The sequence below is a fragment of the Pedobacter terrae genome, from assembly GCF_036946585.1.
Classification (GTDB): Bacteria; Bacteroidota; Bacteroidia; order Sphingobacteriales; family Sphingobacteriaceae; genus Pedobacter; species Pedobacter terrae_C.
The window spans coordinates 347566-370019 of the sequence record NZ_JAQIIV010000002.1 but is presented as its reverse complement, the minus strand read 5'-3'; the positions used below and the strand labels follow the sequence as shown (position 1 = coordinate 370019).

Genomic DNA, 22454 nt, shown 5'->3' with positions numbered 1-22454 from the left:
ATATTAGGCGCGGAAACACAGAAGTCACGGAAAATAACTATCAAACTCCAGTATAAATTTATGTTTCAGCGCTTGACGGCAGTTTATGTGCGATAAAACCTGAATCAAGTTAAATCAGTGCTAACAACCTGCTAAAAATAATTCTAAGAAACTCCGTGTAATCCGTGTTTCCGTGGCAACCGTAAAAAAAAAGAAACAAAAAAGCACCTCTTTTAAGAAGTGCTTCAGGGTGTGTTTTTCAGTGTTAAATATTATCTTGCTGCTGGCACAAAAGTTAATATGATATTAGCCGTTCTGCCGCCAAACTCAATTGGTGATTTTAATACCATTTGCGTGCTTGAAAGTTCCGTTAATACCAAACGGTAACCTTCTGTTACGTTTTTAGCTTTATCACCTTCATAGATTTTCTTAAACTGGAAAGTTTGATCTTTTGGTGCAGCTGACCAGAAAATAGTCTGCATGACAGAACCACAGGCGCTTGACGCGGGTAAGGTATAAGATCCATTACCACTATTGGTTAAATTCCATGTACTTCCCTCAAAACATTTGTAAGATTTCTCCCCAAATAATCCTTGAACAGCACCATCGGGCAAACCTTCTAAAGCTACATTACTCACCACCCATTCGCGAACTACTGTACCTCTGCTACCGGTTACACCTGCGGTTACTCTTTTTGCAGTATTACAACTCTGTAACATTACTAACGTAGAACATGCAATGGCGATAGCTATAAATAATCTTTTCATTTTCAATGTAATTTAAATTTTGTCAAACTAGTTACATAAATCTTGCCAAAACCGTTACTAACCTTAAATTAGCGCTAAATTTGTAAATGTATCCCGAATCACTTCGTTCAAAATAAATAACCATGAAACCAGAAACCCTTGCTATTCACGCTGCTAATCTTGTGAAAATCAATACAGGTGATGTTACACCGCCTATTCATTTATCCACAACTTTTTTTCGTGACGGGGACGGTGGTTATCCTGGCGGACACATGTATAGCAGGGTAAGCAATCCAAACCGGTCTGCTTTAGAAAACACTGTGGCCAAATTGGAATATGGTGAAGATGCAGCAGCCTTTTCTTCGGGCAATACCTGTGGTTTAGCTTTGTTTCAGGCTTTAAAACCTGGTAGCCACATTATCGCTCCAGACGATATGTATTGGGGCATTAAAAAACAACTACTCACTATTTTTAATGATAGTATAGCGTCCGATTTTGTTGATCAGACCGATTTAGATCTGATACGTTCGAGTATTAAATCCAACACCAAACTGATCTGGATCGAAACACCATCCAATCCACTATTAAAGGTTACAGATATTGAAGAGATTGCTAAAATAGCCAAAGCCGAAAATATTACTCTTGTCTGTGACAGTACGTTTGCCTCTCCTATTCTACAAAACCCAATCTTATTAGGAGCTGATATCGTGATGCATAGCAGTACAAAATACCTCGGGGGTCATAGCGATGTGCTTGGAGGAATATTGGTGACAGCAAAAAAGAATGAACTATGGGAGAAAATCAAAAATATTCAGCAAACCGGTGGCGCTGTTCCTTCTCCTTTTGATTGCTTTTTGCTAACCAGAAGCATAAAAACGCTTGCTTACCGGATGAAAGGACATTGTGAAAATGGAAGGATTGTAGCTGGTTATTTAAATAACCATCCAAATGTTGAAGCTGTTTTTTATCCCGGTCTGGAAGATCATCCACAGCATGAAATTGCCAAAAAACAAATGAAAGATTTTGGCGGCATGATGTCGTTCCTGGTAAAAGGAGGTGTTGAAGCTGCCCATAAAGTCGCTAATCATGTTGAGTTATTCGCCCAGGCTACCAGTTTAGGCGGTGTAGAGAGTTTGATTGAACACCGTTATTCGGTAGAAGGACCTGATAGCAAAACACCTAAAAACTTGCTTCGTATCTCTGTTGGATTAGAGCATGTAGATGATATTATTGCCGATTTAGCGCAGGCCTTAGGGTAAGTAGATCCGTCATTGGGAGTAATCATCATGGGTCTTGCCTGAAAAAAATAAGGATGAGACTTGAAACTTATATGCGCTCATATGTCCTGTATGGTAAAAAATACACTGATTATCAGTCGTTTATATAAACGTCATTATAAGAAGGCTTTTTCAGCCGACAGCCATTCCCGAATTTTCGGGGAAGCAATCTTAATGCGAACGCTGGTAGCTGTCGTTTGAAGATTGCTTCGTCGTTCCTCCTCGCAATGACGATTTATTTTACTTAGGATTACAAACCGTGGATAATTTCAGCGAATAATTTGCTTCTACCGGCTCATTCGTCTGTGCTAAACGTTGCGAGCCTGTATTTGCAGGGCATGCAATATCTCCTGCTGCATCATAAACCAATCTGTTTCCGTTCGCTAACAATTCTCTAGGAACATATACCTGTACTTTGGTAACTGAATAACCCGAAGGGAAATAACGTACATAATAACCGTCAGGATGTTTAGTCCAGATGCCGCTTGGTACATCGCTTCTTGGCGGAGCCATACCTGCTATAATAGCGTACTTTTCCATGTCGGCATAAGTGTAATTGCCAGAAGCGACTAGTTGTCGGATGTTGTTCTCTGCTTCAAAAACGGCCTTTACGCCCTCAGGTAACTGATCTTTAGCCTTTTCCATTACATCGAAAGGTAACACACCTAGCGCACCACCCTCTAATTGCGTAATTTGTTTCGGGGTTAGTAACTTCACAGCAGCAATTTTAACTTGTCCACTAAAATCGGCAAATTTTGTTCTGGCGATTATGGTCCATAATAATGCCTGAATATCATGCTGATCAACTTCAGGATGTTTTTCAGCACTTTTCAGTATAGCAACTACAATTTCCTCTTTCTGACCTAATACAGGGGCAAACATGTAACCATCACCTTTGGATGGTGCAAAGGTTCCGGCTTTTAAACAATAACTCTTGTTAGTCATTTCATAAAGCCCCTCACAAAGCACGAAACCACCTTCCGGGTTTTTAGGCAGCAAATACAAGGGTTGAGCTTTTAAATTTAATGAAGTGATAAAATCTGGCATTTTTTCACCATCTCTGTTTACATCTTCAAAACTGGTTGTAATGGCAGCGGGCTGTTTCAAAAACCTGTCTACTCCTAAAGCCTTAGCACCTTGTGCGGTACCGATTTTTAATAGTTTGTCCTTTAAACCTCCAAACTGCGCACTTGCAGTGCTAAAAGATATTACTGTGAATAGCAAGGCTAAGCCTGTAACGCCGGTATTTTTCATCATCATATTCAGATAGGTAGCACAAACTTAGAATTTTAAGCGTTAAGTTTATATGAAAAGTTTTGCTTATTAACGGAACCAATCAAATACAATACTCATTTTCAGTTACTTATTTTAAATTCAAAATTTTATTTTGCAGATTAAAAATAATTTCAGACATTTGAAATATTATTTGGCGGAAAGCTAAATAAAAGTCAATCTTCATAGGTTGATTTATAAAGAAGTGGCGAGAGACTGGCTCGACGACCCACTGGCAACCCTCAGAAAGAGAAGGTGCCAATTCCTGACCAAATAACATGGTGCTGTTTGGTGATATAAATTAAAACTGATGAAAACATTAAATCTTCGATCGCTAAGCGAATCTAATGCAAACCTGAAAAAGGTAAAACAAACTTCTATTTCCTTGATTTGTAGCCATATGCCTACGATAACTTGTATGTGCTGTTGCATACAGTAATTTAAAAATCTTCCTTTTTTGTTTCTTTCAAACTGGAAGGTCCCGGATAATTGGGATACGCCCTGCCTTTTTAGGATTAACCTAATCTCTTAACTCATTATTAACAATTAAAAACAGAAATTATGTCAACATCATATAAATTTGAAACTTTACAATTACACGCTGGTCAGGAAATAGATCCAACAACAGGTTCAAGAGCAGTACCAATTTACCAAACTACTTCATACGGGTTTAACAGCGCCGAGCATGGCGCCAATTTATTTGCCTTAAAAGAATTTGGCAATATCTACACCAGGATCATGAATCCGACCAATGATGTTTTTGAAAAACGTATTGCCGCATTAGAAGGTGGTGTTGCGGCTCTGGCTGTGGCATCCGGGCAGGCTGCTCAGTTCATCGCTTTAAATAATATACTTGAAGCTGGTGATCGCATTGTTTCTTCTTCTCATATCTACGGTGGAACGTATAATCAGTTTAAAGTAGCTTTTAAACGTTTAGGTATCCATGTCGATTTTGCCAATCCGGACGTACCTGAAGAATTTGAAGCTAAAATCACTGATCAAACCAAAGCGATCTATCTGGAAACCATTGGTAACCCTGCGTTTAGTGTACCTGATTTTGAGAAAATTGCAGCCATAGCTAAAAAATATGATCTGCCATTGGTGGTTGATAATACTTTTGGTGCAGGCGGTTATTTATTTAAGCCATTAGAACATGGAGCCAACATCGTGGTAGAATCTGCGACGAAATGGATCGGCGGCCATGGAACGAGTATTGGTGGGGTAATTGTTGATGGTGGAAACTACAACTGGGGCAATGGAAAATTTCCACAGTTCTCTGAACCTTCGGCAGGTTACCATGGTTTAATTTTTAGCGATGTTTTTGGTATTGGTGGGCCGTTTGGTAATATTCAGTTTATCATCCGTGCCCGTGTAGAAGGATTAAGAGATCTTGGTCCTGCCCTATCACCTTTCAATTCTTTTTTGCTGTTGCAAGGATTGGAAACCCTATCTCTCCGTGTACAAAGACACGTAGATAATGCGCTTGAACTGGCCACCTGGTTAGAGAACCATCCACTGGTTAAAGAGGTGCAATATCCTGGATTAGCAAGCAGCAAATACAACAACCTTGCAAAAAAATATTTAAGCAATGGTTTCGGTGCCGTACTATCTTTCGAATTAAATGGAAGTAAGGAAAACGCCACACAGGTGATTGATAATTTAAAGTTGGTTTCACACCTCGCAAATGTGGGCGATGCCAAGACACTAATTATACAGCCATCGGCAACAACCCACCAGCAATTGAGCGAAGAAGAACAATTGGCTGCAGGTGTAAAACCAAACGCTTTAAGGGTTTCGGTTGGTATTGAACATATTGATGATATTAAGGCCGATTTTGAGCAGGCTTTTGCAGCCATTAACGCACAAGTTCCTACTGAAAGTTTATTAGCCTAAGCCCGTTTATTTTCCGAATACAGCAAAACAATGAGTAAAGCATCAACATATAATTACAATAAACAGTTCAAACTAGAAAGCGGAAAAAAAATCCGTAACCTACAGATCGCCTATCAAACATATGGTAAATTAAATGCAGCTAAAGATAATGTAATTTGGGTTTGCCATGCACTTACTGCCAATGCTGATGTTTTTGAATGGTGGGAAGGTTTATTCGGTCAAAATGCATTGTTCAATCCAGAAGAGCATTATATTGTTTGTGCCAACGTTTTGGGTTCTCACTACGGTAGTACCAACCCATTAAGCACCAATCCGGTAACGGGATCGCCTTATTACCTTTCGTTTCCGCAGTTTACTATCCGCGATTTGGTATCAGCACACCAGTTATTGGCTTCGCATTTAGGGATTGATTATATCAAATTATTAATCGGTGGGTCTTTGGGTGGGCAACAGGCTCTAGAATGGAGTATTTCGGAACCAAATAAAATTGAAAACCTGATCTTAATTGCCACTAATGCAGCACATTCTCCATGGGGAATTGCATTTAACGAAAGTCAGCGTTTAGCCATTACCACCGACAGAACTTTTTACGCCAACCAACCAAACGGTGGCAGCAAAGGTTTAAAAACAGCGCGTAGCATTGCACTATTAAGTTATAGAACCTACAATGCCTATGGCAGTACACAGGTAGAAAGCGTTAATGATAAGACTGATAATTTCAGATCATCTTCTTACCAGAATTACCAGGGCGAAAAATTAACTAACAGGTTTAATGCTTACAGCTATTATTATTTAACCAAAGCCATGGACAGCCATAACGTGGGCCGTAACCGGAAAAGTATTGGGGATGCCTTAAAATTAATTACAGCGAATACGCTGGTTATTGGTATAGAAAACGATGTATTATTTCCAATTTCTGAGCAAAAATATCTGGCAGACCACATCTCTGGAGCCGAATTTAGCGCTTTACATTCTGATTATGGCCATGATGGTTTCTTAATCGAAACCAATGCTTTGACCAATGTAATCGGAAACTTTATGAAAGAAAGCCGTGATAAAAAGATTATCAAGTTACAGCATACCGCTTAAAAGAGGTAAAAGGTTGAAGGTATAAAGGTGTAGGGTGAAAGGCGATGTTCGCGTAAAATTTAAAAACAAATTGCAAAAATAGAACAGCTATGTTGAAGTAATCTACGTATCTGTGTAATCACAAAAATAATAATGAGTAAGAATTTAAAAATCGGTTTATTTGGCTTTGGTGTTGTAGGACAAGGTTTACTGGACATCATCCAAAGCCAGAACCTAAACCTGGAGATCATTAAAATCGCGATAAAAGATCCAAGAAAGAAGCGTACCCTTAATAAGGAGCTGTTTACTACTGATCGTAACGAAATATTGAACAATGCGGAGATCAATACCATTGTTGAATTGATCAATGATGCAGATGCAGCCTATGAAATTGTAACAACTGCGTTAAAAAACGGCAAAAATGTAGTTTCTGCCAATAAAAAGATGATCGCTACGCATTTAAAACAGCTGGTAGATTTGCAGCAAAAGTATGGCACTTCATTATTATATGAAGGTGCAGTGTGTGGCAGTATTCCAATTATCAGGAATTTAGAAGAATACTATGATAATGAATTGTTTCATGCGTTGAGCGGAATTTTCAATGGTTCATCTAATTATATTCTTTCGAAGATATTCAACGAAAACCAAAGTTACGATTCAGCACTAAAAGAAGCACAGGACTTAGGTTTTGCTGAAACCGATCCGATTTTAGACGTAGGCGGTTACGATCCAAAATACAAACTTGCTATTGCTACTGCACACGCCTATGGATTGTTTGTAAATCCTGATGCCATTTTAAACATTGGTATACAGAACCTATCCAACAATGACATTAAATATGCACGTGAGAAAAATTTCAAAATTAAATTAGTTCCTACGGCACGCAAAGTAAATACGAAAGATATAGTGACCTACGTACTTCCAAAACTGGTAGCAAAGGATGATTTTCTGTACAATGTGGAAAATGAATACAATGCTGTTGCCGTTCAGGCAGCTTTTGCAGATAAACAGTTTTTTTATGGCAAAGGTGCGGGCGGCCATCCTACTGGCGCTGCTGTACTTTCTGATATTGCTGCCCTAAGGTACGACTACCGTTACGAATACAAAAAATATCATTCAGAAAACGGTGTAAAACACACAGAAGAGATTCTTTTGGAAATTTATTTGCGTTATGCAGATGAAGACCTGATTACCTTATTGGAATTTGATAACATTAGCGAACGTTATGCAGCCAGCAGTTACAAATATGTAGTGGGTACACTTAAATTAGATAGTTTGATAAAAAACCGCGATTTGCTTTTAGATCAATCTGTTTTTGTGGCTTATACCGGCAGACAGATTTATAAACAAGAGCAATTAAGCGAAAATGTTTTTGCCGCAGAACTGGCCAGTCTATAATTATTATTCAGGGTTAATTTTTTTATTTGTTTTGTTGTTAAGTATAAAGGTCGGAGCGAGTCTGGCCTTTTACACTATTTAAAGTTTTCTAAAATACGCTGCCGGTCTTCATTTTCCTTATCATTTTTATGATAAAGTTCAATAAATACGATCTTTTTTTCCTCTTGAAAATAAGCATAGATGAGTCTTAAACCAGAGTTTACTCCTCTGCCCTTTAAACTATTGCATGTAATTTTCTTAACTTTAATTACACAGGTAGTTATGCCTAAATTATCAATACGAAAACTAAAGGGATTACGCTCGTCAGGTTTCACTCTTAAAATCACTTTTACATCTTCCAGATCAGATTGCAAGCTGCGAAATCGCTTTAAAAGTTTTTTAAAATCCTTATTAAACTCGTCTATTGATTCAAAAAGCATCATTAATTATTTTCTTCTTCATCGTAAACGCGGACAGAATAAGGTAGTTCACGATAGAAAGCCAAGTTATAGCTAATATCCTTTCCTTCCTCTGTAACTTCCCAGGGCAGATCTTTATGCGAGTAATCGCTTATGGCTGTGGCCGACCAATCGCTCATCTGTTCAATAACTTTATCTATAACATCTTTTTCGCTGGCTTTAAACACGGTTAAATCAGCTTTTTCAAGTGGTAGATAACGCTTTTGCGGATAACCTTTAAATTCTGTTTTGATCCGTTGAAGCTGGTTGGCCTCTATCATTTGATTAATAATAGCATCCAACTTTTGGGGAATAGGGCCATAGGGCAGTTTCTTGTACTTCGCCCCTGTTAAATGCTCTTCGTATAACTCATAATAATTAAAATCACAAAAATAAAGCAGTTTATACAGTACCGTTTCACCAACATTAGGTTTTCCGGCACAACGCTCTAAAATATAAAGCAGAACATTTTTAAACTTATTGATATTTAAGGTCGGCACAGAAATACGTTCTTCTGTAACTTCGTCCTGTAAGTGATCTGATGGCTGCAGACTTTGCTTGGTCAGAAAATCCCTGGTCATAAAGTCGTCCAGTGAAAAACCTAGCACTAAGGAGAGTTTTTGCATTTCATTTAGGCTAATACTGCGATTACCCAGCTCAATCTGCGTTAGGGACGGCCTTGAAATGCCAATACTTTTTGCTAAATCTTCCTGAGAGAAACCTTTTTTTAACCGCAAACCAGCTATTCTTTCGCCAATTTCTTTTTTTGATAGTTCAAATCCCATAACCCAAAGATGCAACATGTTCTAAAACAAAACAACATCGCGATCGAATTAAGAACATTCTGATGAGCTCGAGCTATCAAGAAGAGCAAATGAAAGAACTTACTATTTTTGTATTTTAATATATTTTTCAATGATCACGCGGTCTACCCCAGCCTTTTCTACTTTCTCTATGCCTTTCTGAACCAACGTATCATTTTGGATGGCGAGTTTAAACTTAAAGGTTTTGCCTTCCCAATCTTTGTCTTTATAATATTCAAGCGTTTCGATATAATCATTGCCATTTAAGCTGAAAGTTCCTCCACCTGCATCAAAACTGCTGCTATCTTTCGGATCATGGCTATGTTTCAAAAAAGCAAAATGTGTGTGATTAAATAACTTGATCATTTTGAGCTTTCCGGAATAATCAGTGGTTTGACTGGTTCCATTTTCAAGCGTTGTAGCTGATACCAATTGCCAGGTCCCCTGTACATCAAGAACGAAATCTTTTTTGTTCTCATCTTTATTCTTACAAGCGAACAAAGATAAAATGGCCAATAACATTAATATATCTCTCATAAACAGATGATTTTTTATCCTCTTCCAGCCATTTTAATCAGCTTGTGGGCTAAGTCCTTGCCTAAATAACGATCAATAATTGTATGTACAATATACAAAATCGGTGTCATTAAAATGGCGACTATAAATTTGTAGGTGTAGTTAACCAAACCGATTGCAGCAACCATTTTCCAGCTGTAATGGTATTGCGGATTTAAATAAAATGCGATAAAAATGACTACAAAACTATCGATCAGTTGAGAAACCAAGGTAGATCCTGTTGCACGAAGCCATAAAGCACGTTCGCCCGTAATTTTCTTAATGCGATGGAAAATGAGTACATCTGCCATCTGCCCGATAATAAAAGCCGTAATGGAACCAGCGATAATCCACATTCCTTGCCCAAAAATCCCGGCAAAAGCATTATTCATATTAAGATCTTCTCCATTAATATTCTGATGTACCCAAAAATCAGCGGCGCTTAAATGCATCGATCCCCAAACCACCAAAAAAGCGAAAGCAATTAAAATGGAGGTAAGGATAGATAAAAAACGAACCTGTTTTACACCAAAATATTCATTTATGATATCTGTCATGATAAAAATAACAGGCCAGGTTAAGACCCCTGCAGACATGACAAAAGACAAATTAGGGACACCAAGTAAATTGATATTGAACTTTTTAAAACCCAGTGTTTCTTCGACGCTGAATAACTTAACCCCAATAAATTCTGATAGTATAGCATTTGCCACAAAAAAGCTACCCAGAACGAGTAGCAAACGGCTTTCTTTCGTCTTAAAAGTCATAGGCAATAAATCTAAAAATAATCTGGCGAATTACCGCAGAGATTGATTTATTTTAATTATTGCCATTTAAGCACTCAACCTACTATGGTTCCAGACTAGAATTTTACAATCTTTCAACCTGCAGATTAGGTTGGCAAATTAAATCTCACAATCTTTGCGCCTCCGAAAAACAATCAGATCATGGCTAAAAAACAACATTTTCTATTAATCCTTATTCTTGGCTCATTGGCTGCCCTCGGTCCTTTTTCAATTGACATGTACCTGCCTGGTTTTGTTGATATTGCGAAAGATTTAAAAAGTACCGAATCTACCGTATCACTTTCATTATCCAGTTTTTTTTATTGGGATTTCTGCCGGTCAATTGTTGTACGGTCCACTTTTAGATAAATTTGGAAGGAAAAAACCGCTATACTTTGGGTTGTTGCTTTATATTTTTGCTTCTTTTCTATGTTTAGCAGTAACTGATGTAAACCAATTGATTGTGCTGCGTTTTGTACAGGCCATCGGAAGCTGTGCTACCGCTGTAGCATCGGTTGCCATGGTTAGGGATCTGTTTTCTGTAGAAGAAAGCCCAAAGGTATTTGCTTCTTTAATGTTGGTGATTGCGGTTTCACCCATGCTGGCCCCAACTGCAGGTGGATACCTAATTTCGGCATTGGGCTGGAAATATGTATTTGTATTTTTAGGATTAATGGCCATCTTGATGCTATTGGCTTCACTTTTCAAACTACCGGAGAGTTATACACCAGACCCTAACTATTCCTTAAAACCCAAACCCATTTTAACCAATTTTTTTACGGTTTTAAAAGAACCCCAATTTTACACCTATGCTTTAATCAGTTCAATCACCTTTTCGGGATTATTTGCCTATGTATCTTCATCCCCAACCGTGTTTATGAAAATATACGAAGTAAGTAAAACTGGTTACGGCTGGATTTTCGCACTGTTATCGGTAGCATTTATTGGGTCGAGCCAGATCAATAGCCTGATATTAAAATGGTTTACCAGCAAAAATATTGTTACTTACGCGCTAATTGCCCAAAGCATTTTCAGCTCAATTTTTTTAATATTTGCTTTAAACAACTGGCTTGATTTATACAGTACGATCGGTTTTATCGCCTTATTTTTGGCCTGTTTAGGGTTAATTAATCCCAATGCAGCGGCTTTATCTCTGGCCCCATTTTCTAAAAATGCAGGTAGTGCATCGGCCTTAATGGGTGCTTTGCAGATGGGATTGGGCGCGCTGGCTTCAATCATGGTGAGTTTGTTTAGTGAGCACTCGGTAGTACCAATGCCTTTGGTGATGACAGCCGCAGCTTTTATTGCCCTATGTTGTTTACTAATTGGAAAGAGGTTTATTACTACCGAAGTGGAGTCCTCCACAGATGCTGCAATTGTAGCGCATTAAGCTTTTTCCTATAATTTCTATATCTATTAATGTATTTAGGAGTCTGGAATAAATATATCAGACTAAGTGTTTAGCTTTTAACATATTGCTATTGGTTTTAGGTGAGTGCCTAACAAATTTGCGAAGAAATTTATGAACTACAATTACGACACCATGGCTGGGCTTTTAGCATAGGCTTTTAAGTCTTAATCTTTTTTTCCTATTTTCGCTTATACGATGCTTCATATACAATCTAAACTTCCCGGCGTAAACACCACCATCTTTTCGGTGATGAGTAAACTTGCCACCGAACATAATGCCATTAATCTATCCCAGGGATTTCCGGACTATGCCTGTGATCCAAAACTAATTGAATTGGTAAATAAAGCCATGCAGGATGGTTTCAACCAATATTCACCAATGCCTGGCTCAACTTTTTTAAAGGAAACCATTGCAGAAAAAGTTGAAAACCTATACAACATCAAGTATAATCCCGAGACAGAAATTACCGTTACAGCGGGTGGAACGCAGGCAATTTTTACTGCATTGGCGTCCATTATCAACGCTGGTGATGAAGTAATCATTTTTGAGCCGGCTTATGATAGCTATGCACCTACGGTTAAGCTATTGGGAGGTTTGGTTAAAACTTACGAACTGGCCCCACCCGATTACGGCATCGACTGGGACATGGTTAAGAAGTTATTTACGGTAAAAACCAGAATGATAATCTTAAATACACCTCAAAATCCTACAGGTAGTATTTTGTCATCAGATGATATGAAATCGCTTATTAAACTCGTTAGCGGTACCGATATTGTGATTTTAAGTGATGAAGTTTATGAACACCTCATTTATGATGAACAAAAACACCAGAGTGTAATGTGCTATCCGGAATTGAGGCAAAGAAGTTTTGTGGTGGCCTCTTTTGGTAAGCTTTTGCATGCTACGGGCTGGAAATTGGGTTATTGCCTGGCACCGGAAGATTTAACCAAAGAATTTAGAAAGGTACACCAATTTAATGTTTTCAGCGTTAATAGTCCCATGCAGCAGGCCATTGCCCAATACCTTCAGGAACCAGAAAATTACACCAAAATCGGCAGTTTCTTTCAGCAGAAAAGGGATTACTTTAGAAACCTTTTGGCGGAAAGCCGCTTTGAACTTTTGCCTTGTAACGGTTCGTATTTTCAATGTGCAAGTTATAGCAGTATCAGCGATGAAAAAGATACCGATTTTAGCGTCAGGTTGATCAAAGAATTTGGAGTGGCCACCATTCCGGTTTCTGCGTTCTACCAAAAGGCAACTGATCATAAAATTATCAGGTTTTGCTTTGCTAAAGAAAATGCTACCCTCGCCTTAGCTGCAGAAAAACTTAAAAATGTTTAACCAGACTAAACCGATATAAAATGGAAGCACCTGTTTACACCCAAATTGAAAACCTGAAAGTAACTGTTTTTCAAGCTTATCTTTTCTGGGAAAACATCGAGAAAAATCTTCTGAATCTGGCACTTCGTCTGTCAATGGGTGTGAGGGAGAAAACTGATATTATCATTCTACCCGAAATGTTTAACACTGGTTTTAGCATGAATTCTGAAGCTTTAGCAGAAGAAATGGGTGGCAAAACGATGCAGTGGATGCAAAAAATGGCGCACCAGTACAGTTGCGTGGTTACTGGGAGCTTAATTATTAAAGAAAATAACCAATATTTTAACCGCCTGATCTGGATGGAGCCAGATGGTAAAAACCAGCATTACGATAAACGCCATCTGTTTGGCATGGGTAATGAGGATCAGCATTTTAGTCCCGGCAAGGAAAAACTCATAGTAGAACTTAAGGGTTGGAAAATCAGGCTGGCCATTTGTTACGATTTACGATTTCCGGTTTGGCTGCGCAATGTAGATCAGGAATACGATATCTTACTTTTGGTGGCCAGCTGGCCTGATAAAAGATCGGCACACTGGAAGGCCTTGATCCCGGCCAGGGCGATTGAAAACCAAAGTTATGTAATTGCCGTAAACCGTGTTGGGCACGATGGTAACCAGATTTATCACAGCGGATTATCCATGTGTTTGGATCCATTCGGCAATACCGTTTATTATAAACCGGAAGACGAAGATTTATATACTTTCAGTATCAATTATGAAGAACTGGTTAAAGTCAGGAGACAGTTTCCATTTTTAAAAGATGCAGACCATTTTACGATCGAATAGGCAATATGCAATGATCGAACTACTATTTAAAAACCTTAGTAAAACGATTATTTATGATCGGAAATATTCAAAATTAAATCGCAATTTTCAGGCGACATCAATAGATATACCAATAAACCAGTTAACCAACCAAACAAATGTTTAACCGTCGTAAATTTATAAAGGCTTCTGCCCTATCAGCCGGATTGATGGCTATTGATAAAAGCAGTATTGCTAATGCTATTCCTAAAAAATCGTCAAAAGCAGCAAATTTTCCCATTGTAATTTCTACCTGGGATTTTGGAATTGCGGCAAATGCTGATGCCTGGAAAGTTTTATCATCTGGCGGCCGTGCGCTAGATGCCGTTGAACAAGGTGTATGGGTACCAGAGGCCGACGAAAAAAATCAATCTGTAGGTTATGGCGGTTTGCCCGATCGTGATGGCCGTGTAACGCTCGACGCCTGTATTATGGACGAATTGGGTAACTGTGGTGCTGTTTTGGCACTTGAGTATATTAAACATCCTATCTCGGTAGCACGTAAAGTGATGGAAAAAACACCGCACGTCATGTTGGCTGGCGATGGTGCATTACAGTTTGCATTGGAACAGGGGTTTAAAAAAGAAAACTTGCTTACACCTGCCAGCGAAAAAGCATGGAAAGAATGGCTAAAAACGGCAAAATATGCGCCGGTCATGAATATCGAAAACAAACTTTACAAAAAAGCCGCTCCACAAAAACTTCCGGGCAACCAATACAACCACGATACCATTGGAATGCTGGCTATTGATGCGAAAGGTAATATTTCTGGCGCCTGCACCACCAGCGGGATGGCTTATAAATTACATGGGAGAATTGGCGATAGCCCGATTATTGGTGCCGGCCTTTATGTAGACAATGAAGTTGGTGGTGCAACATCAACCGGTGTGGGCGAAGAAGTGGTACGGAATGTAGGTTCGTTCCTGGTTGTAGAGCTGATGCGCCAGGGTTATACGCCGGAAGCAGCATGTAAGGAGGCAGTAATGCGAATCATCAAAAAGAAGCCGGAAACGGCCAAAAACATACAGGTTGGGTTTTTAGCCATCAATAAAAAAGGCGAATACGGTGCTTATGCCATTCAACAAGGTTTTAGTTATGCCGTTTGCACTGCAGAAAAGCAAGATCTATTAATTAAAGGCAAAAGTTATTATTAAGTTGGTTTCGAGTATTTGGCGAAAGTGAATATTTACTTTTAACCAGCTAATAAAGGCTAGAGTTTAATATTCTTAGTTTAGTTGGAGGCCGTATCGTGAAGGATAATTGTCATCCTACGCTTGTAGAAAGAGCGCTTTGAATTTTATAAAGGCGTTTCGAAAGGCTTAACGTGACAGATTAGTGGTGAAACTACAACTTATGATACAGCCCCTGAAGATTAGAGAATAAAAACCGTTCAATAAAAATTTTCCAGCGCTGTAAAGCCTCTTTAAAGAATATAAGTCGAAATATCATGAATGAAGGAGCAATTCCCTGCTTAGAAGTTTGTGCCAATTCTTATCAATCGGCATTGGCAGCCCAAAATGGTGGTGCAAAAAGAGTTGAATTTTGCGATAACCTGGCAGAAGGTGGCACCACACCTAGTTATGCCCAAATATCACTAGCAAAGAAAAATCTATCTATCGAAATTTGGCCAATCATCCGTCCCCGGGGAGGAGATTTTCTATATTCTGAAACGGAATTCGAAATCATGAAAGAAGATATAAAAGTCTGCAAATCATTAAATTGTGAAGGAGTAGTTATCGGGATACTTAAAGCTGACGGTACAATCGACAAAAAACGTTGCGCTGAACTTATTGAGTTGGCCAAACCGATGGAGGTAGCATTCCACAGGGCTTTTGATATGAGTAACGATATGGATCAGGCGCTGGAAGATATAATTTCCCTTAAAATTAAAAGGGTACTCACCTCCGGAGGTGCTTCTTCTGCAATGCTGGGTGCAGAAAAATTAGCACAGCTGGTAACACAGGCCAACGGGCGGATTACCATCATGCCCGGTGCAGGGATCAATGAAAACAATATAAAAAACCTGATTGATCAAACTGGTGCCACACAATTCCATGCCTCTGCCAAGGAATTTGTTCCAAGTAAAATGGAATTCAGAAATACAGAAACCAAAATGGGCACAATTGAAGACGAGTACCGCTATGAGTTAACTTCGGAAAACAAGGTGAGGGCGTTAGTTAATTGTATAAATGAGGCATTTAATTTAAAATAACATCTGCTTAATAGCGATCGTAAACCTTAAAGAAGATATAATCTCCCAGAAAAATCGTCATTAGGAGAAGGCTTTTCAGCCGACAGCCTGTCCCGATCTTTTCGGGGAAGCCTGCCTGCAGCAGCTACTATTAGGACACATCTTAAGTTTTAAATGCCGCAAGTTTCCAGCCTTGATAGATATCTTCAAATTTATCCAATCCTCTTTTTATTATAATGGGTCCTGCTGGTTGGGATCTAACATTTCCTTTCCATCCCCCAAGTCTTGCGATAATCCAACTTGCCCAGGAGAGTTTGTCTTTTCGGTATGGATTAATCGTTTTCGGTGTTTTTGGCAGATGATTTTTCTCAATAGCTTCCAGACAATCAATTTCCTGTTGATCAAACACTTCCTTAAGCTCTTGACAGTCCTCTTTGCCATAGGCCAGATAAAGCTGCATCACCCTCAGTGCTGCATTTAATACCATCAAAAATAGTTTTCTAATTGCCCATCCTGTTTCCAACTGGCTCTCTTCTATCTGAAAACCTTGTTTTTTTAGTATGCGGAACAGTTGCTCGATATACCATCGCTGTGTATACCGATAAACTATCTTCAGGGCTTCCTCTAAGCTTAAGGTGGGCTGGTCTGTGAGCAGCCTCCAGCACACGCCATCTTTGGTGTCATTATTCTTTTCCCTTGCTTCTATAGCATATAGTTCTTTTTCTTCAGCTATCTCTTTGCCAACTCCGTTCCTTGGCTTTTTGATACTTACCTTTTGACACCTTACCTCCATTTCCACGACTCTTTTGGTTTTATCTTTGCGCAGGTCGGCCGGTAAGGTTAGTAGGTATCCGCCCAGAACTGGGGCGTTCCTCAATACCGAATGTAATTTGGAACCATCAGCCAGTCTTCGGTTATCCCTGCTCCGGATGATCAAACTGGTACGGGAATCTGGAACTAAACAGAACTGCTCATAGATATCGCCCTCTCTATCCTGGATAATGGTAACATGGGCTGCCTGTGATAAAACATCTTTGGTTTTCTTGCCCGCTTTAATCCATTTATAAGATTCCTTTTCTTCAATCGCTTCTGTTTTGTAAACCTTGGTGGTATTATTCGACTTGTCCCTGGTTCTGTGCCATAACTGGAGGTCGCAATAGCCCAATATGTCTTCACTACCGGCATCAAGTACCAAACTCACATGGGAAAGAAATCCTAAACCTGTTTTATTCCCAACCAAACCGAGTCCACTTCCAGGTTTAATGTTATTGGCATTTTTGCTTAGACCGAAGGAACTGGTATCCTGAATTACCAATACATCTTTACCCATCGTGTTTTTAACACACCGCTGTATCATCTCTTTAATCAAAACGGACTCATTAACAGCCTCATTGCCCAGAAAACGATAAAAACCTCTCTGTTCTGCTTCATTTTTTGTAGCTGAATGAATGCTGGAGCTCCTGCTTTGAAGTAGGGATGAAGATATCAGCTCTGCTCGACGCTCTAATCGTTTATCTCCCAAAAGCCCATCAAAATCTGGTTTATGTCCTATGCGATCCATTCTGCAAAGATATTTTTTATTTGTGTCCTAATAGTAGCTGCAGCAGGCAGGCAATCTTTATAGCAGGGATCTTTAGTATGAGAAATTGCCAGTCTGTTGCCGGCAGGATTCGTCGTTCCTCCACGCATTGACGATGTTGCTTACGTATCTATCACAATTTTAAATAGTTTATCAACGCTAATCTCCACTTCCAGGCACGTAGTGTAGGCCCGGTGTAAGGTAATGAAGCAAAATCACCCTCGAATAGCGATAATTAATCGGCGACAATAATAAAACACCCGCCAGGATTAGTCCCACATAGTACCATAGGTTATCATACACTAAATCCAACCCTAAAATATACGAGGCTACACCAATGGTAATAATTTCGGCAACATTCATGGCATAACTTACGAACATGGCTACGTAGAAAAAACCTGGTTCGCGTTCAAACTTTAAGTTGCAATGCGGGCAGTTTACATTTGTTTTTTGTAACCTGAATGAATAAGCACTTCCTGTAAAAATATCTCCTTTGCGGCATCTCGGACACTTACACTGTAAAAAAGCCTGGAATTTTGATAACTCTGCCATAATCTAATAATTTGATAGGACAAAGATAAGCCTTATACTGAATACCAATTTATGATCTAGGTCATGTTTGAGGCATCAGTTTAACAGTTCGATAGTTATTTGTTATTGAACATATACCTGTTTATCGTCCGATTGTATAAACCACCTAAGGGTAATTAAAGTTTAACAATTTTGCCTTTAACTGTTTTGATCAGGCCGTTTTCGGCTAGTAATTTTGTTCCCCTGATCACTGTCTCTACTCTTAAACCAGTCATGTCAGCTAATTCCTGTCGCGTTACTTTTAAATTTTCACCTACATTAATATCACCAAGGAGGTAATTAATAATGGTTAACAGGCGATGATCAGCTTTTTCGCTTGCCAGCTCCTCCAGCATCATCGATTTATAAAATAACCGTTTACTTAAAGTACGAATCAGCTCCATGCTAAAATCAGGGTCGTTTTTAACCAATTCGAAAAAGTCTTCTTTACTTACTGCAATAAGCTGCGAATCTTTATTGGCAATGGTAAAGGCTAAATAAGGACGATCGATTAATAAAGCCGGCTCACCAAAATATTGCCCGGTTTTAAAAATGCCCTGAATAAATTCCTTTCCTTCATCGCTCACGGTGACCATTCTCACCTCACCCGACTTGATAAAATACACATAGCGGGGCTGCTCTCCAGGCTCATAAATCACCGAACCTTTTGGGTAGCTTTTGAGTTTTAAACCTTTATCAATCAGTATTTGAATGTTCATGGCTGTGCGGGCTTTGGCGAAATATGATGTAGATATATCATTTTAAAATACCGACTTAAGAACACCTCGTAAAAAAACAAATATACATAAATACGCGGCCACTATTTAAAGATTCTTCATTGCATTCAGAATGACAAAGCTAAAGAAAACTATCCCAGCGTTTCTTTCATTAAACGGGTATAAAACTCTTTCAGGGTAATGCCCATAGCCGCTACCTGTTGTGGAATAAAACTCGTTGCTGTCTGTCCTGGGATGGTATTGATTTCGATAAAATAAAACTTATCAGTTCCTTCTTCTAAAAAGTAATCTACACGCACCACTCCTCTACAGTTCAGTTTCAGATACACCTCTTTTACCACCTGTTGCACCCGGCTTTGCTCTTCCGCATTCATTCTGCCTGGGGTAATTTCTTCTGTCGCACCTGGTGTATATTTAGCTTCAAAATCGAAAAACTCATTCTGTGGGATCACTTCTGTTGCAGGTAAAACAATCACTTTGCCTTCTGAGCCAAAAATGCCGACCGAGAATTCCCTGCCGCTCACAAATTCTTCGATTAAAATTTGGTTGTCCTCTTTAAATGCTTTTTCTAAGGCTTCTTCCAGGTCGTCGGCATGTTTTACCTTAGTCATGCCAATACTGCTTCCCCCGCTGTTGGGTTTAACAAAATAAGGCAAGCGTAAATCCTGCTTAATCTGATTTAAATTATGGTTTCCACCTTTAAATATCTGAACGGATTTCGCGGTATGCAGGTGATCAATATCTGCTACAATGGCTTTGGTATAACCTTTATTCATCGTAATGGAAGAAGTTAATGCATCGCAGGCGGTATAAGGAATGCCCAGCATATCGAAATAGCCTTGCAACTTTCCATCCTCGCCGGGAGAACCATGTATGGCAATAAAAACGCCATCAAATCTAATTTTTCTTCCTTCCAGCATTAGGGAAAAATCATTTTTATCAATTTCAATTTTAACAGAATCAGCGGGCTCGTAAAACCAACCTTTTTCGTTCAGCATAATCTTATACACATCGTATAAGTCGGAGTCGATATTTTGAGCGATCGTGGCTGCACTTTTTACTGAAACAACCCATTCGCCTGTGGTACCGCCTGTTAACAATGCTATCGTTTTCTTCATGTTAAAAATCCTTTTATAAATAGAAATTGAATATAAATATATCCTCAAAAATATAAATATCTTTGTGCTTTAGTATGTTTGAATGAGAATTATTGAAGGAGTGTGTGATGGAATGATTGAGTGAAGAAATAGATTCGATCATCCAATCCATCATTTAAATAGTTACATTTGAGCTTGTACGCATAACCCAAATTAAGATTCATGTCTAAATTTATAGAGTATTTAAAAACCAAATCATTTAGAAACAACATTTTAGCAGCTATAGTAACTGTTATAGTAATTTTATTGATTGCTTTTTTTAGTTTAAGATATTACACCAAACACGGACAGGGTCTTAATGTACCTTTGGTAAAAGGTTTATCTTTTGAGCAGGCCGTAAACAAACTGGAGGGTGCCGGCCTAAAATACGAAGTAGATTCAGTTTTTATTATGGATCAACCTCCCGGAATAGTAATTGATCAGGATCCCGACCCCAATACTTTTGTTAAAGATAACCGTACCATTTATTTAACCATTAATGCGGGCAAAACACCAAATACAAAATTCCCGGATATCGCGTTTAAAACTTTAAGAGAAGCACAGGCGATTATAGAGAGTTCGAGATTAAAACTTGGCGATACCACTTACAAGCCTGATGTAAGTCGTGATGTAGTCCTGGAAGCTTCATTTGGTGGCCAACCGATCACAGCCGGTCAGGTGGTGCCTGTTGGCTCAAGGATTAACCTGGTATTAGGCGATGGCCGAGGAAACGAAGAAGTGGATATTCCGCAACTGATGGGATTAACCATGGATGAAGCCAAATTTAGCCTAAGGGGATCAAACCTGAGCTTAGGTAACATACTTTACGATGGGCCTATTACCGATAGTGCTGCAGCGGTTATTGTTAAACAAGACCCTATGCTGCTTGATTCGGTAACCAAAGTGCCTATAGGTACCAGAATTAACATTACGCTATCTAACAAACAACCATAAACAAGTATCATTATTACATGACTGAAGTAGAAAAAAAGAATATGAGTACAGGCAAAAAAGCAGCAATCGTGATTGCGCTTGCTGTTGTTTTAATCGCCGGTTACTTTGCATTGAATATTTACAGGCTTTATTTTGCCCCTAACGTTACAGAAAATCAAAAATATTTATACATCAAAACCGGAAGCAATTACGATGATCTGGTTTCAGAGTTTAAAAAGAAAGATCTCTTAAAAAGCATTTCTTCTTTTACAGCCGCCGCGGGAAAAATGAATTTAGCCGCAAGTGTTAAACCGGGCCGTTACCGCCTGAAAAAAGGAATGACCAACCGAACCTTAATTAACATGATCAAAGCGGGAAACCAGGATCCTGTTAAATTAAAATTCCATAACATCCGCAAAAAAGAAAATTTTGCAGCCTATCTGGCCAACAATCTGGAAGCCGATTCGCTAAGTTTTATCAAGGTATTGGATTCTACAGCGTTGATTAGCAAATATGGATTTAACCAGGATAATGTGTATGCCATGTTCATCCCAAACACCTACGAAATGTACTGGAATATTTCGCCGGTTGATTTCTTTGAGCGCATGCACAAGGAGTATGAGAAATTCTGGACAGCAGATCGTAAGCAAAAGGCAGCAAGCTTAAACCTTAGTCCTGCACAGGTGTATACGTTGGCCTCTATTGTAGATGCCGAGGCACTTTATGATAAAGAAATGCCAATTATAGCAGGTTTGTACTTAAACCGATTAAATAAAGGTATATTGCTTCAGGCCGATCCGACGGTGATTTTTGCCAATAACGATTTTACTGTTAAAAGGGTAACCGGAAAATTATTGCAGGTGCAATCGCTTTATAACACCTATAAATATGCAGGTTTACCTCCCGGACCGATTATGATGCCGAGCATTAATGCCATTGACGCTGTACTTAACCGCGATAACAACAATTACATTTACATGTGCGCCAAAGAAGATTTCTCTGGCTACCATAACTTTGCTGAAACCAAAGCTGAACACGAAGTAAATGCAAAGAAATACCGTGAGGCTTTAAACAAAAGAAATATATTTAAATAATGTTTAGTCACAGTACGAAAATCAGGGTTCGTTATGGCGAAACCGACCAGATGGGTTATATGTATTATGGCAATTATGCGCAGTACTATGAAGTTGGCCGGGTAGAAATGTTAAGAAGTTTAGGTATGAGCTACAGCTCAATGGAAGCTGATGGCATTATGATGCCTGTATTGGAACTAAAATGCAAATACATTAAGCCTGCTCTTTACGATCAGGAAATTACTGTAAAAACCATCATTAAAACCCTACCAGGCATTAGGATCTTTTTTGAATATGAACTATATAATGAAAAAGAAGAATTGATCAACATTGGATCAACCACGCTGGTTTTTGTTGACATGAAGAAAAATAAACCAACAAATCCACCCGAAAATTTTATGGAAAAATTATCGGTGTTTTTTAATTAA

23 protein-coding genes and 1 riboswitch are annotated in these 22454 nt (G+C 38.8%); of the genes, 13 read left to right on the top strand and 10 right to left on the bottom strand.

Annotation, left to right across the window (positions count from 1 at the left end):
- Positions 1–251: 251 nt before the first annotated feature.
- On the bottom strand, positions 252–746 hold the full coding sequence (locus tag PGN18_RS04140) for a hypothetical protein (RefSeq protein WP_335318092.1): 495 nt from the start codon (positions 744–746) through the stop codon (positions 252–254).
- Between the two features lie 122 nt (positions 747–868).
- Between PGN18_RS04140 and PGN18_RS04135 the strand changes: the two genes are divergently transcribed.
- A complete protein-coding gene (locus PGN18_RS04135; protein WP_335318091.1) occupies positions 869–1984 on the top strand; it encodes a trans-sulfuration enzyme family protein in 1116 nt (371 codons plus the stop codon).
- A 258-nt stretch (positions 1985–2242) separates the two neighbouring features.
- On the opposite strand, the gene PGN18_RS04130 is transcribed toward PGN18_RS04135, so the two are convergent.
- On the bottom strand, positions 2243–3262 hold the full coding sequence (locus PGN18_RS04130) for a hypothetical protein (protein WP_335318090.1): 1020 nt from the start codon (positions 3260–3262) through the stop codon (positions 2243–2245).
- Positions 3263–3466: 204 nt separating this feature from the next.
- Positions 3467–3577, top strand: a riboswitch (SAM riboswitch).
- Between the two features lie 258 nt (positions 3578–3835).
- On the opposite strand from PGN18_RS04130, the gene PGN18_RS04125 reads away from it, so the two are divergent.
- The 3 genes from PGN18_RS04125 (at position 3836) to PGN18_RS04115 (ending at position 7633) form a co-directional block, all read left to right on the top strand.
- Positions 3836–5167 carry an O-acetylhomoserine aminocarboxypropyltransferase/cysteine synthase family protein gene (locus tag PGN18_RS04125; protein ID WP_335318089.1) on the top strand — a complete coding sequence of 444 codons (1332 nt, stop codon included), beginning with the start codon at positions 3836–3838 and terminating at the stop codon, positions 5165–5167.
- Positions 5168–5197: 30 nt separating this feature from the next.
- Positions 5198–6256 (top strand): homoserine O-acetyltransferase family protein, encoded by a 1059-nt coding sequence (locus PGN18_RS04120; protein ID WP_335318088.1) that lies wholly within the window; start codon positions 5198–5200, stop codon positions 6254–6256.
- A 132-nt stretch (positions 6257–6388) separates the two neighbouring features.
- Positions 6389–7633 (top strand): homoserine dehydrogenase, encoded by a 1245-nt coding sequence (locus PGN18_RS04115; protein ID WP_335318087.1) that lies wholly within the window; start codon positions 6389–6391, stop codon positions 7631–7633.
- A gap of 74 nt (positions 7634–7707) precedes the next feature.
- Here the strand turns inward: PGN18_RS04115 and PGN18_RS04110 are convergent, their stop codons facing one another.
- From PGN18_RS04110 to PGN18_RS04095, 4 genes are all read right to left on the bottom strand, one after another.
- Positions 7708–8055 (bottom strand): hypothetical protein, encoded by a 348-nt coding sequence (locus tag PGN18_RS04110; RefSeq protein WP_335318086.1) that lies wholly within the window; start codon positions 8053–8055, stop codon positions 7708–7710.
- Positions 8055–8855, bottom strand: coding sequence for a type II toxin-antitoxin system antitoxin SocA domain-containing protein (locus PGN18_RS04105; RefSeq protein WP_335318085.1), 801 nt, complete (start codon positions 8853–8855; stop codon positions 8055–8057). The genes PGN18_RS04110 and PGN18_RS04105 overlap by 1 nt, the downstream gene beginning before the upstream one ends.
- A gap of 102 nt (positions 8856–8957) precedes the next feature.
- Complete coding sequence (locus PGN18_RS04100; RefSeq protein ID WP_335318084.1) at positions 8958–9410, bottom strand: lipocalin family protein; 453 nt, start codon at positions 9408–9410, stop codon at positions 8958–8960.
- Between the two features lie 14 nt (positions 9411–9424).
- Entirely contained in the window at positions 9425–10195 is a 771-nt protein-coding gene (locus PGN18_RS04095) for a queuosine precursor transporter (RefSeq protein WP_335318083.1), read from the bottom strand.
- A gap of 180 nt (positions 10196–10375) precedes the next feature.
- Here PGN18_RS04095 and PGN18_RS04090 point away from each other — a divergent pair, with 180 nt between their 5' ends.
- The 6 genes from PGN18_RS04090 (at position 10376) to PGN18_RS04065 (ending at position 16019) form a co-directional block, all read left to right on the top strand.
- The gene (locus PGN18_RS04090; protein WP_335318082.1) at positions 10376–10582 is read left to right on the top strand and encodes a hypothetical protein; all 207 of its coding nucleotides are present in this window, start codon (positions 10376–10378) and stop codon (positions 10580–10582) included.
- Entirely contained in the window at positions 10557–11603 is a 1047-nt protein-coding gene (locus PGN18_RS04085; RefSeq protein ID WP_335318081.1) for a multidrug effflux MFS transporter, read from the top strand. The genes PGN18_RS04090 and PGN18_RS04085 overlap by 26 nt, the downstream gene beginning before the upstream one ends.
- 216 nt (positions 11604–11819) lie before the next feature.
- The gene (locus tag PGN18_RS04080; protein ID WP_335318080.1) at positions 11820–12965 is read left to right on the top strand and encodes a methionine aminotransferase; all 1146 of its coding nucleotides are present in this window, start codon (positions 11820–11822) and stop codon (positions 12963–12965) included.
- 20 nt (positions 12966–12985) lie between these two features.
- The gene (locus PGN18_RS04075; protein ID WP_335318079.1) at positions 12986–13789 is read left to right on the top strand and encodes a nitrilase family protein; all 804 of its coding nucleotides are present in this window, start codon (positions 12986–12988) and stop codon (positions 13787–13789) included.
- A gap of 137 nt (positions 13790–13926) precedes the next feature.
- Positions 13927–14961: a N(4)-(beta-N-acetylglucosaminyl)-L-asparaginase gene (locus PGN18_RS04070; protein WP_335318078.1), complete on the top strand. Its 1035-nt coding sequence runs from the start codon at positions 13927–13929 to the stop codon at positions 14959–14961.
- Between the two features lie 293 nt (positions 14962–15254).
- Complete coding sequence (locus PGN18_RS04065) at positions 15255–16019, top strand: copper homeostasis protein CutC (protein ID WP_335318077.1); 765 nt, start codon at positions 15255–15257, stop codon at positions 16017–16019.
- A 142-nt stretch (positions 16020–16161) separates the two neighbouring features.
- Here the strand turns inward: PGN18_RS04065 and PGN18_RS04060 are convergent, their stop codons facing one another.
- The 4 genes from PGN18_RS04060 to PGN18_RS04045 form a co-directional block, all read right to left on the bottom strand.
- Positions 16162–17559 carry an IS4 family transposase gene (locus PGN18_RS04060; protein WP_335317453.1) on the bottom strand — a complete coding sequence of 466 codons (1398 nt, stop codon included), beginning with the start codon at positions 17557–17559 and terminating at the stop codon, positions 16162–16164.
- 177 nt (positions 17560–17736) lie between these two features.
- Entirely contained in the window at positions 17737–18129 is a 393-nt protein-coding gene (locus tag PGN18_RS04055; RefSeq protein ID WP_293788175.1) for a DUF983 domain-containing protein, read from the bottom strand.
- Between the two features lie 155 nt (positions 18130–18284).
- Positions 18285–18866 (bottom strand): Crp/Fnr family transcriptional regulator, encoded by a 582-nt coding sequence (locus PGN18_RS04050; RefSeq protein ID WP_335318076.1) that lies wholly within the window; start codon positions 18864–18866, stop codon positions 18285–18287.
- A 149-nt stretch (positions 18867–19015) separates the two neighbouring features.
- Entirely contained in the window at positions 19016–20002 is a 987-nt protein-coding gene (locus tag PGN18_RS04045) for a D-alanine--D-alanine ligase (RefSeq protein ID WP_335318075.1), read from the bottom strand.
- Positions 20003–20203: 201 nt separating this feature from the next.
- Here PGN18_RS04045 and PGN18_RS04040 point away from each other — a divergent pair, with 201 nt between their 5' ends.
- From PGN18_RS04040 to PGN18_RS04030, 3 genes are read left to right on the top strand one after another with little or no spacing between them, the layout of a single operon-like run.
- Complete coding sequence (locus PGN18_RS04040) at positions 20204–20974, top strand: PASTA domain-containing protein (RefSeq protein ID WP_335318074.1); 771 nt, start codon at positions 20204–20206, stop codon at positions 20972–20974.
- 17 nt (positions 20975–20991) lie between these two features.
- The gene (gene mltG, locus PGN18_RS04035; RefSeq protein ID WP_335318073.1) at positions 20992–22047 is read left to right on the top strand and encodes an endolytic transglycosylase MltG; all 1056 of its coding nucleotides are present in this window, start codon (positions 20992–20994) and stop codon (positions 22045–22047) included.
- Positions 22047–22454, top strand: coding sequence for an acyl-CoA thioesterase (locus tag PGN18_RS04030; protein ID WP_335318072.1), 408 nt, complete (start codon positions 22047–22049; stop codon positions 22452–22454). Before mltG ends, PGN18_RS04030 begins: the two co-directional genes overlap by 1 nt.

Bases quoted from the DNA above. Each gene is read 5' to 3' on its own strand.
- PGN18_RS04070 (WP_335318078.1), top strand. From the start codon at position 13,927: ATGTTTAACCGTCGTAAATTTATAAAGGCTTCTGCCCTATCAGCCGGA.
- PGN18_RS04125 (WP_335318089.1), top strand. From the start codon at position 3,836: ATGTCAACATCATATAAATTTGAAACTTTACAATTACACGCTGGTCAG.
- PGN18_RS04040 (WP_335318074.1), top strand. From the start codon at position 20,204: ATGTCTAAATTTATAGAGTATTTAAAAACCAAATCATTTAGAAACAAC.
- PGN18_RS04130 (WP_335318090.1), bottom strand. From the start codon at position 3,262: ATGATGATGAAAAATACCGGCGTTACAGGCTTAGCCTTGCTATTCACA.
- PGN18_RS04030 (WP_335318072.1), top strand. From the start codon at position 22,047: ATGTTTAGTCACAGTACGAAAATCAGGGTTCGTTATGGCGAAACCGAC.
- PGN18_RS04115 (WP_335318087.1), top strand. From the start codon at position 6,389: ATGAGTAAGAATTTAAAAATCGGTTTATTTGGCTTTGGTGTTGTAGGA.
- PGN18_RS04075 (WP_335318079.1), top strand. From the start codon at position 12,986: ATGGAAGCACCTGTTTACACCCAAATTGAAAACCTGAAAGTAACTGTT.
- PGN18_RS04095 (WP_335318083.1), bottom strand. From the start codon at position 10,195: ATGACTTTTAAGACGAAAGAAAGCCGTTTGCTACTCGTTCTGGGTAGC.
- PGN18_RS04110 (WP_335318086.1), bottom strand. From the start codon at position 8,055: ATGATGCTTTTTGAATCAATAGACGAGTTTAATAAGGATTTTAAAAAA.
- mltG (WP_335318073.1), top strand. From the start codon at position 20,992: ATGACTGAAGTAGAAAAAAAGAATATGAGTACAGGCAAAAAAGCAGCA.
- PGN18_RS04135 (WP_335318091.1), top strand. From the start codon at position 869: ATGAAACCAGAAACCCTTGCTATTCACGCTGCTAATCTTGTGAAAATC.
- PGN18_RS04055 (WP_293788175.1), bottom strand. From the start codon at position 18,129: ATGGCAGAGTTATCAAAATTCCAGGCTTTTTTACAGTGTAAGTGTCCG.
- PGN18_RS04060 (WP_335317453.1), bottom strand. From the start codon at position 17,559: ATGGATCGCATAGGACATAAACCAGATTTTGATGGGCTTTTGGGAGAT.
- PGN18_RS04140 (WP_335318092.1), bottom strand. From the start codon at position 746: ATGAAAAGATTATTTATAGCTATCGCCATTGCATGTTCTACGTTAGTA.
- PGN18_RS04105 (WP_335318085.1), bottom strand. From the start codon at position 8,855: ATGGGATTTGAACTATCAAAAAAAGAAATTGGCGAAAGAATAGCTGGT.
- PGN18_RS04080 (WP_335318080.1), top strand. From the start codon at position 11,820: ATGCTTCATATACAATCTAAACTTCCCGGCGTAAACACCACCATCTTT.
- PGN18_RS04050 (WP_335318076.1), bottom strand. From the start codon at position 18,866: ATGAACATTCAAATACTGATTGATAAAGGTTTAAAACTCAAAAGCTAC.
- PGN18_RS04090 (WP_335318082.1), top strand. From the start codon at position 10,376: ATGGCTAAAAAACAACATTTTCTATTAATCCTTATTCTTGGCTCATTG.
- PGN18_RS04065 (WP_335318077.1), top strand. From the start codon at position 15,255: ATGAATGAAGGAGCAATTCCCTGCTTAGAAGTTTGTGCCAATTCTTAT.
- PGN18_RS04045 (WP_335318075.1), bottom strand. From the start codon at position 20,002: ATGAAGAAAACGATAGCATTGTTAACAGGCGGTACCACAGGCGAATGG.
- PGN18_RS04100 (WP_335318084.1), bottom strand. From the start codon at position 9,410: ATGAGAGATATATTAATGTTATTGGCCATTTTATCTTTGTTCGCTTGT.
- PGN18_RS04120 (WP_335318088.1), top strand. From the start codon at position 5,198: ATGAGTAAAGCATCAACATATAATTACAATAAACAGTTCAAACTAGAA.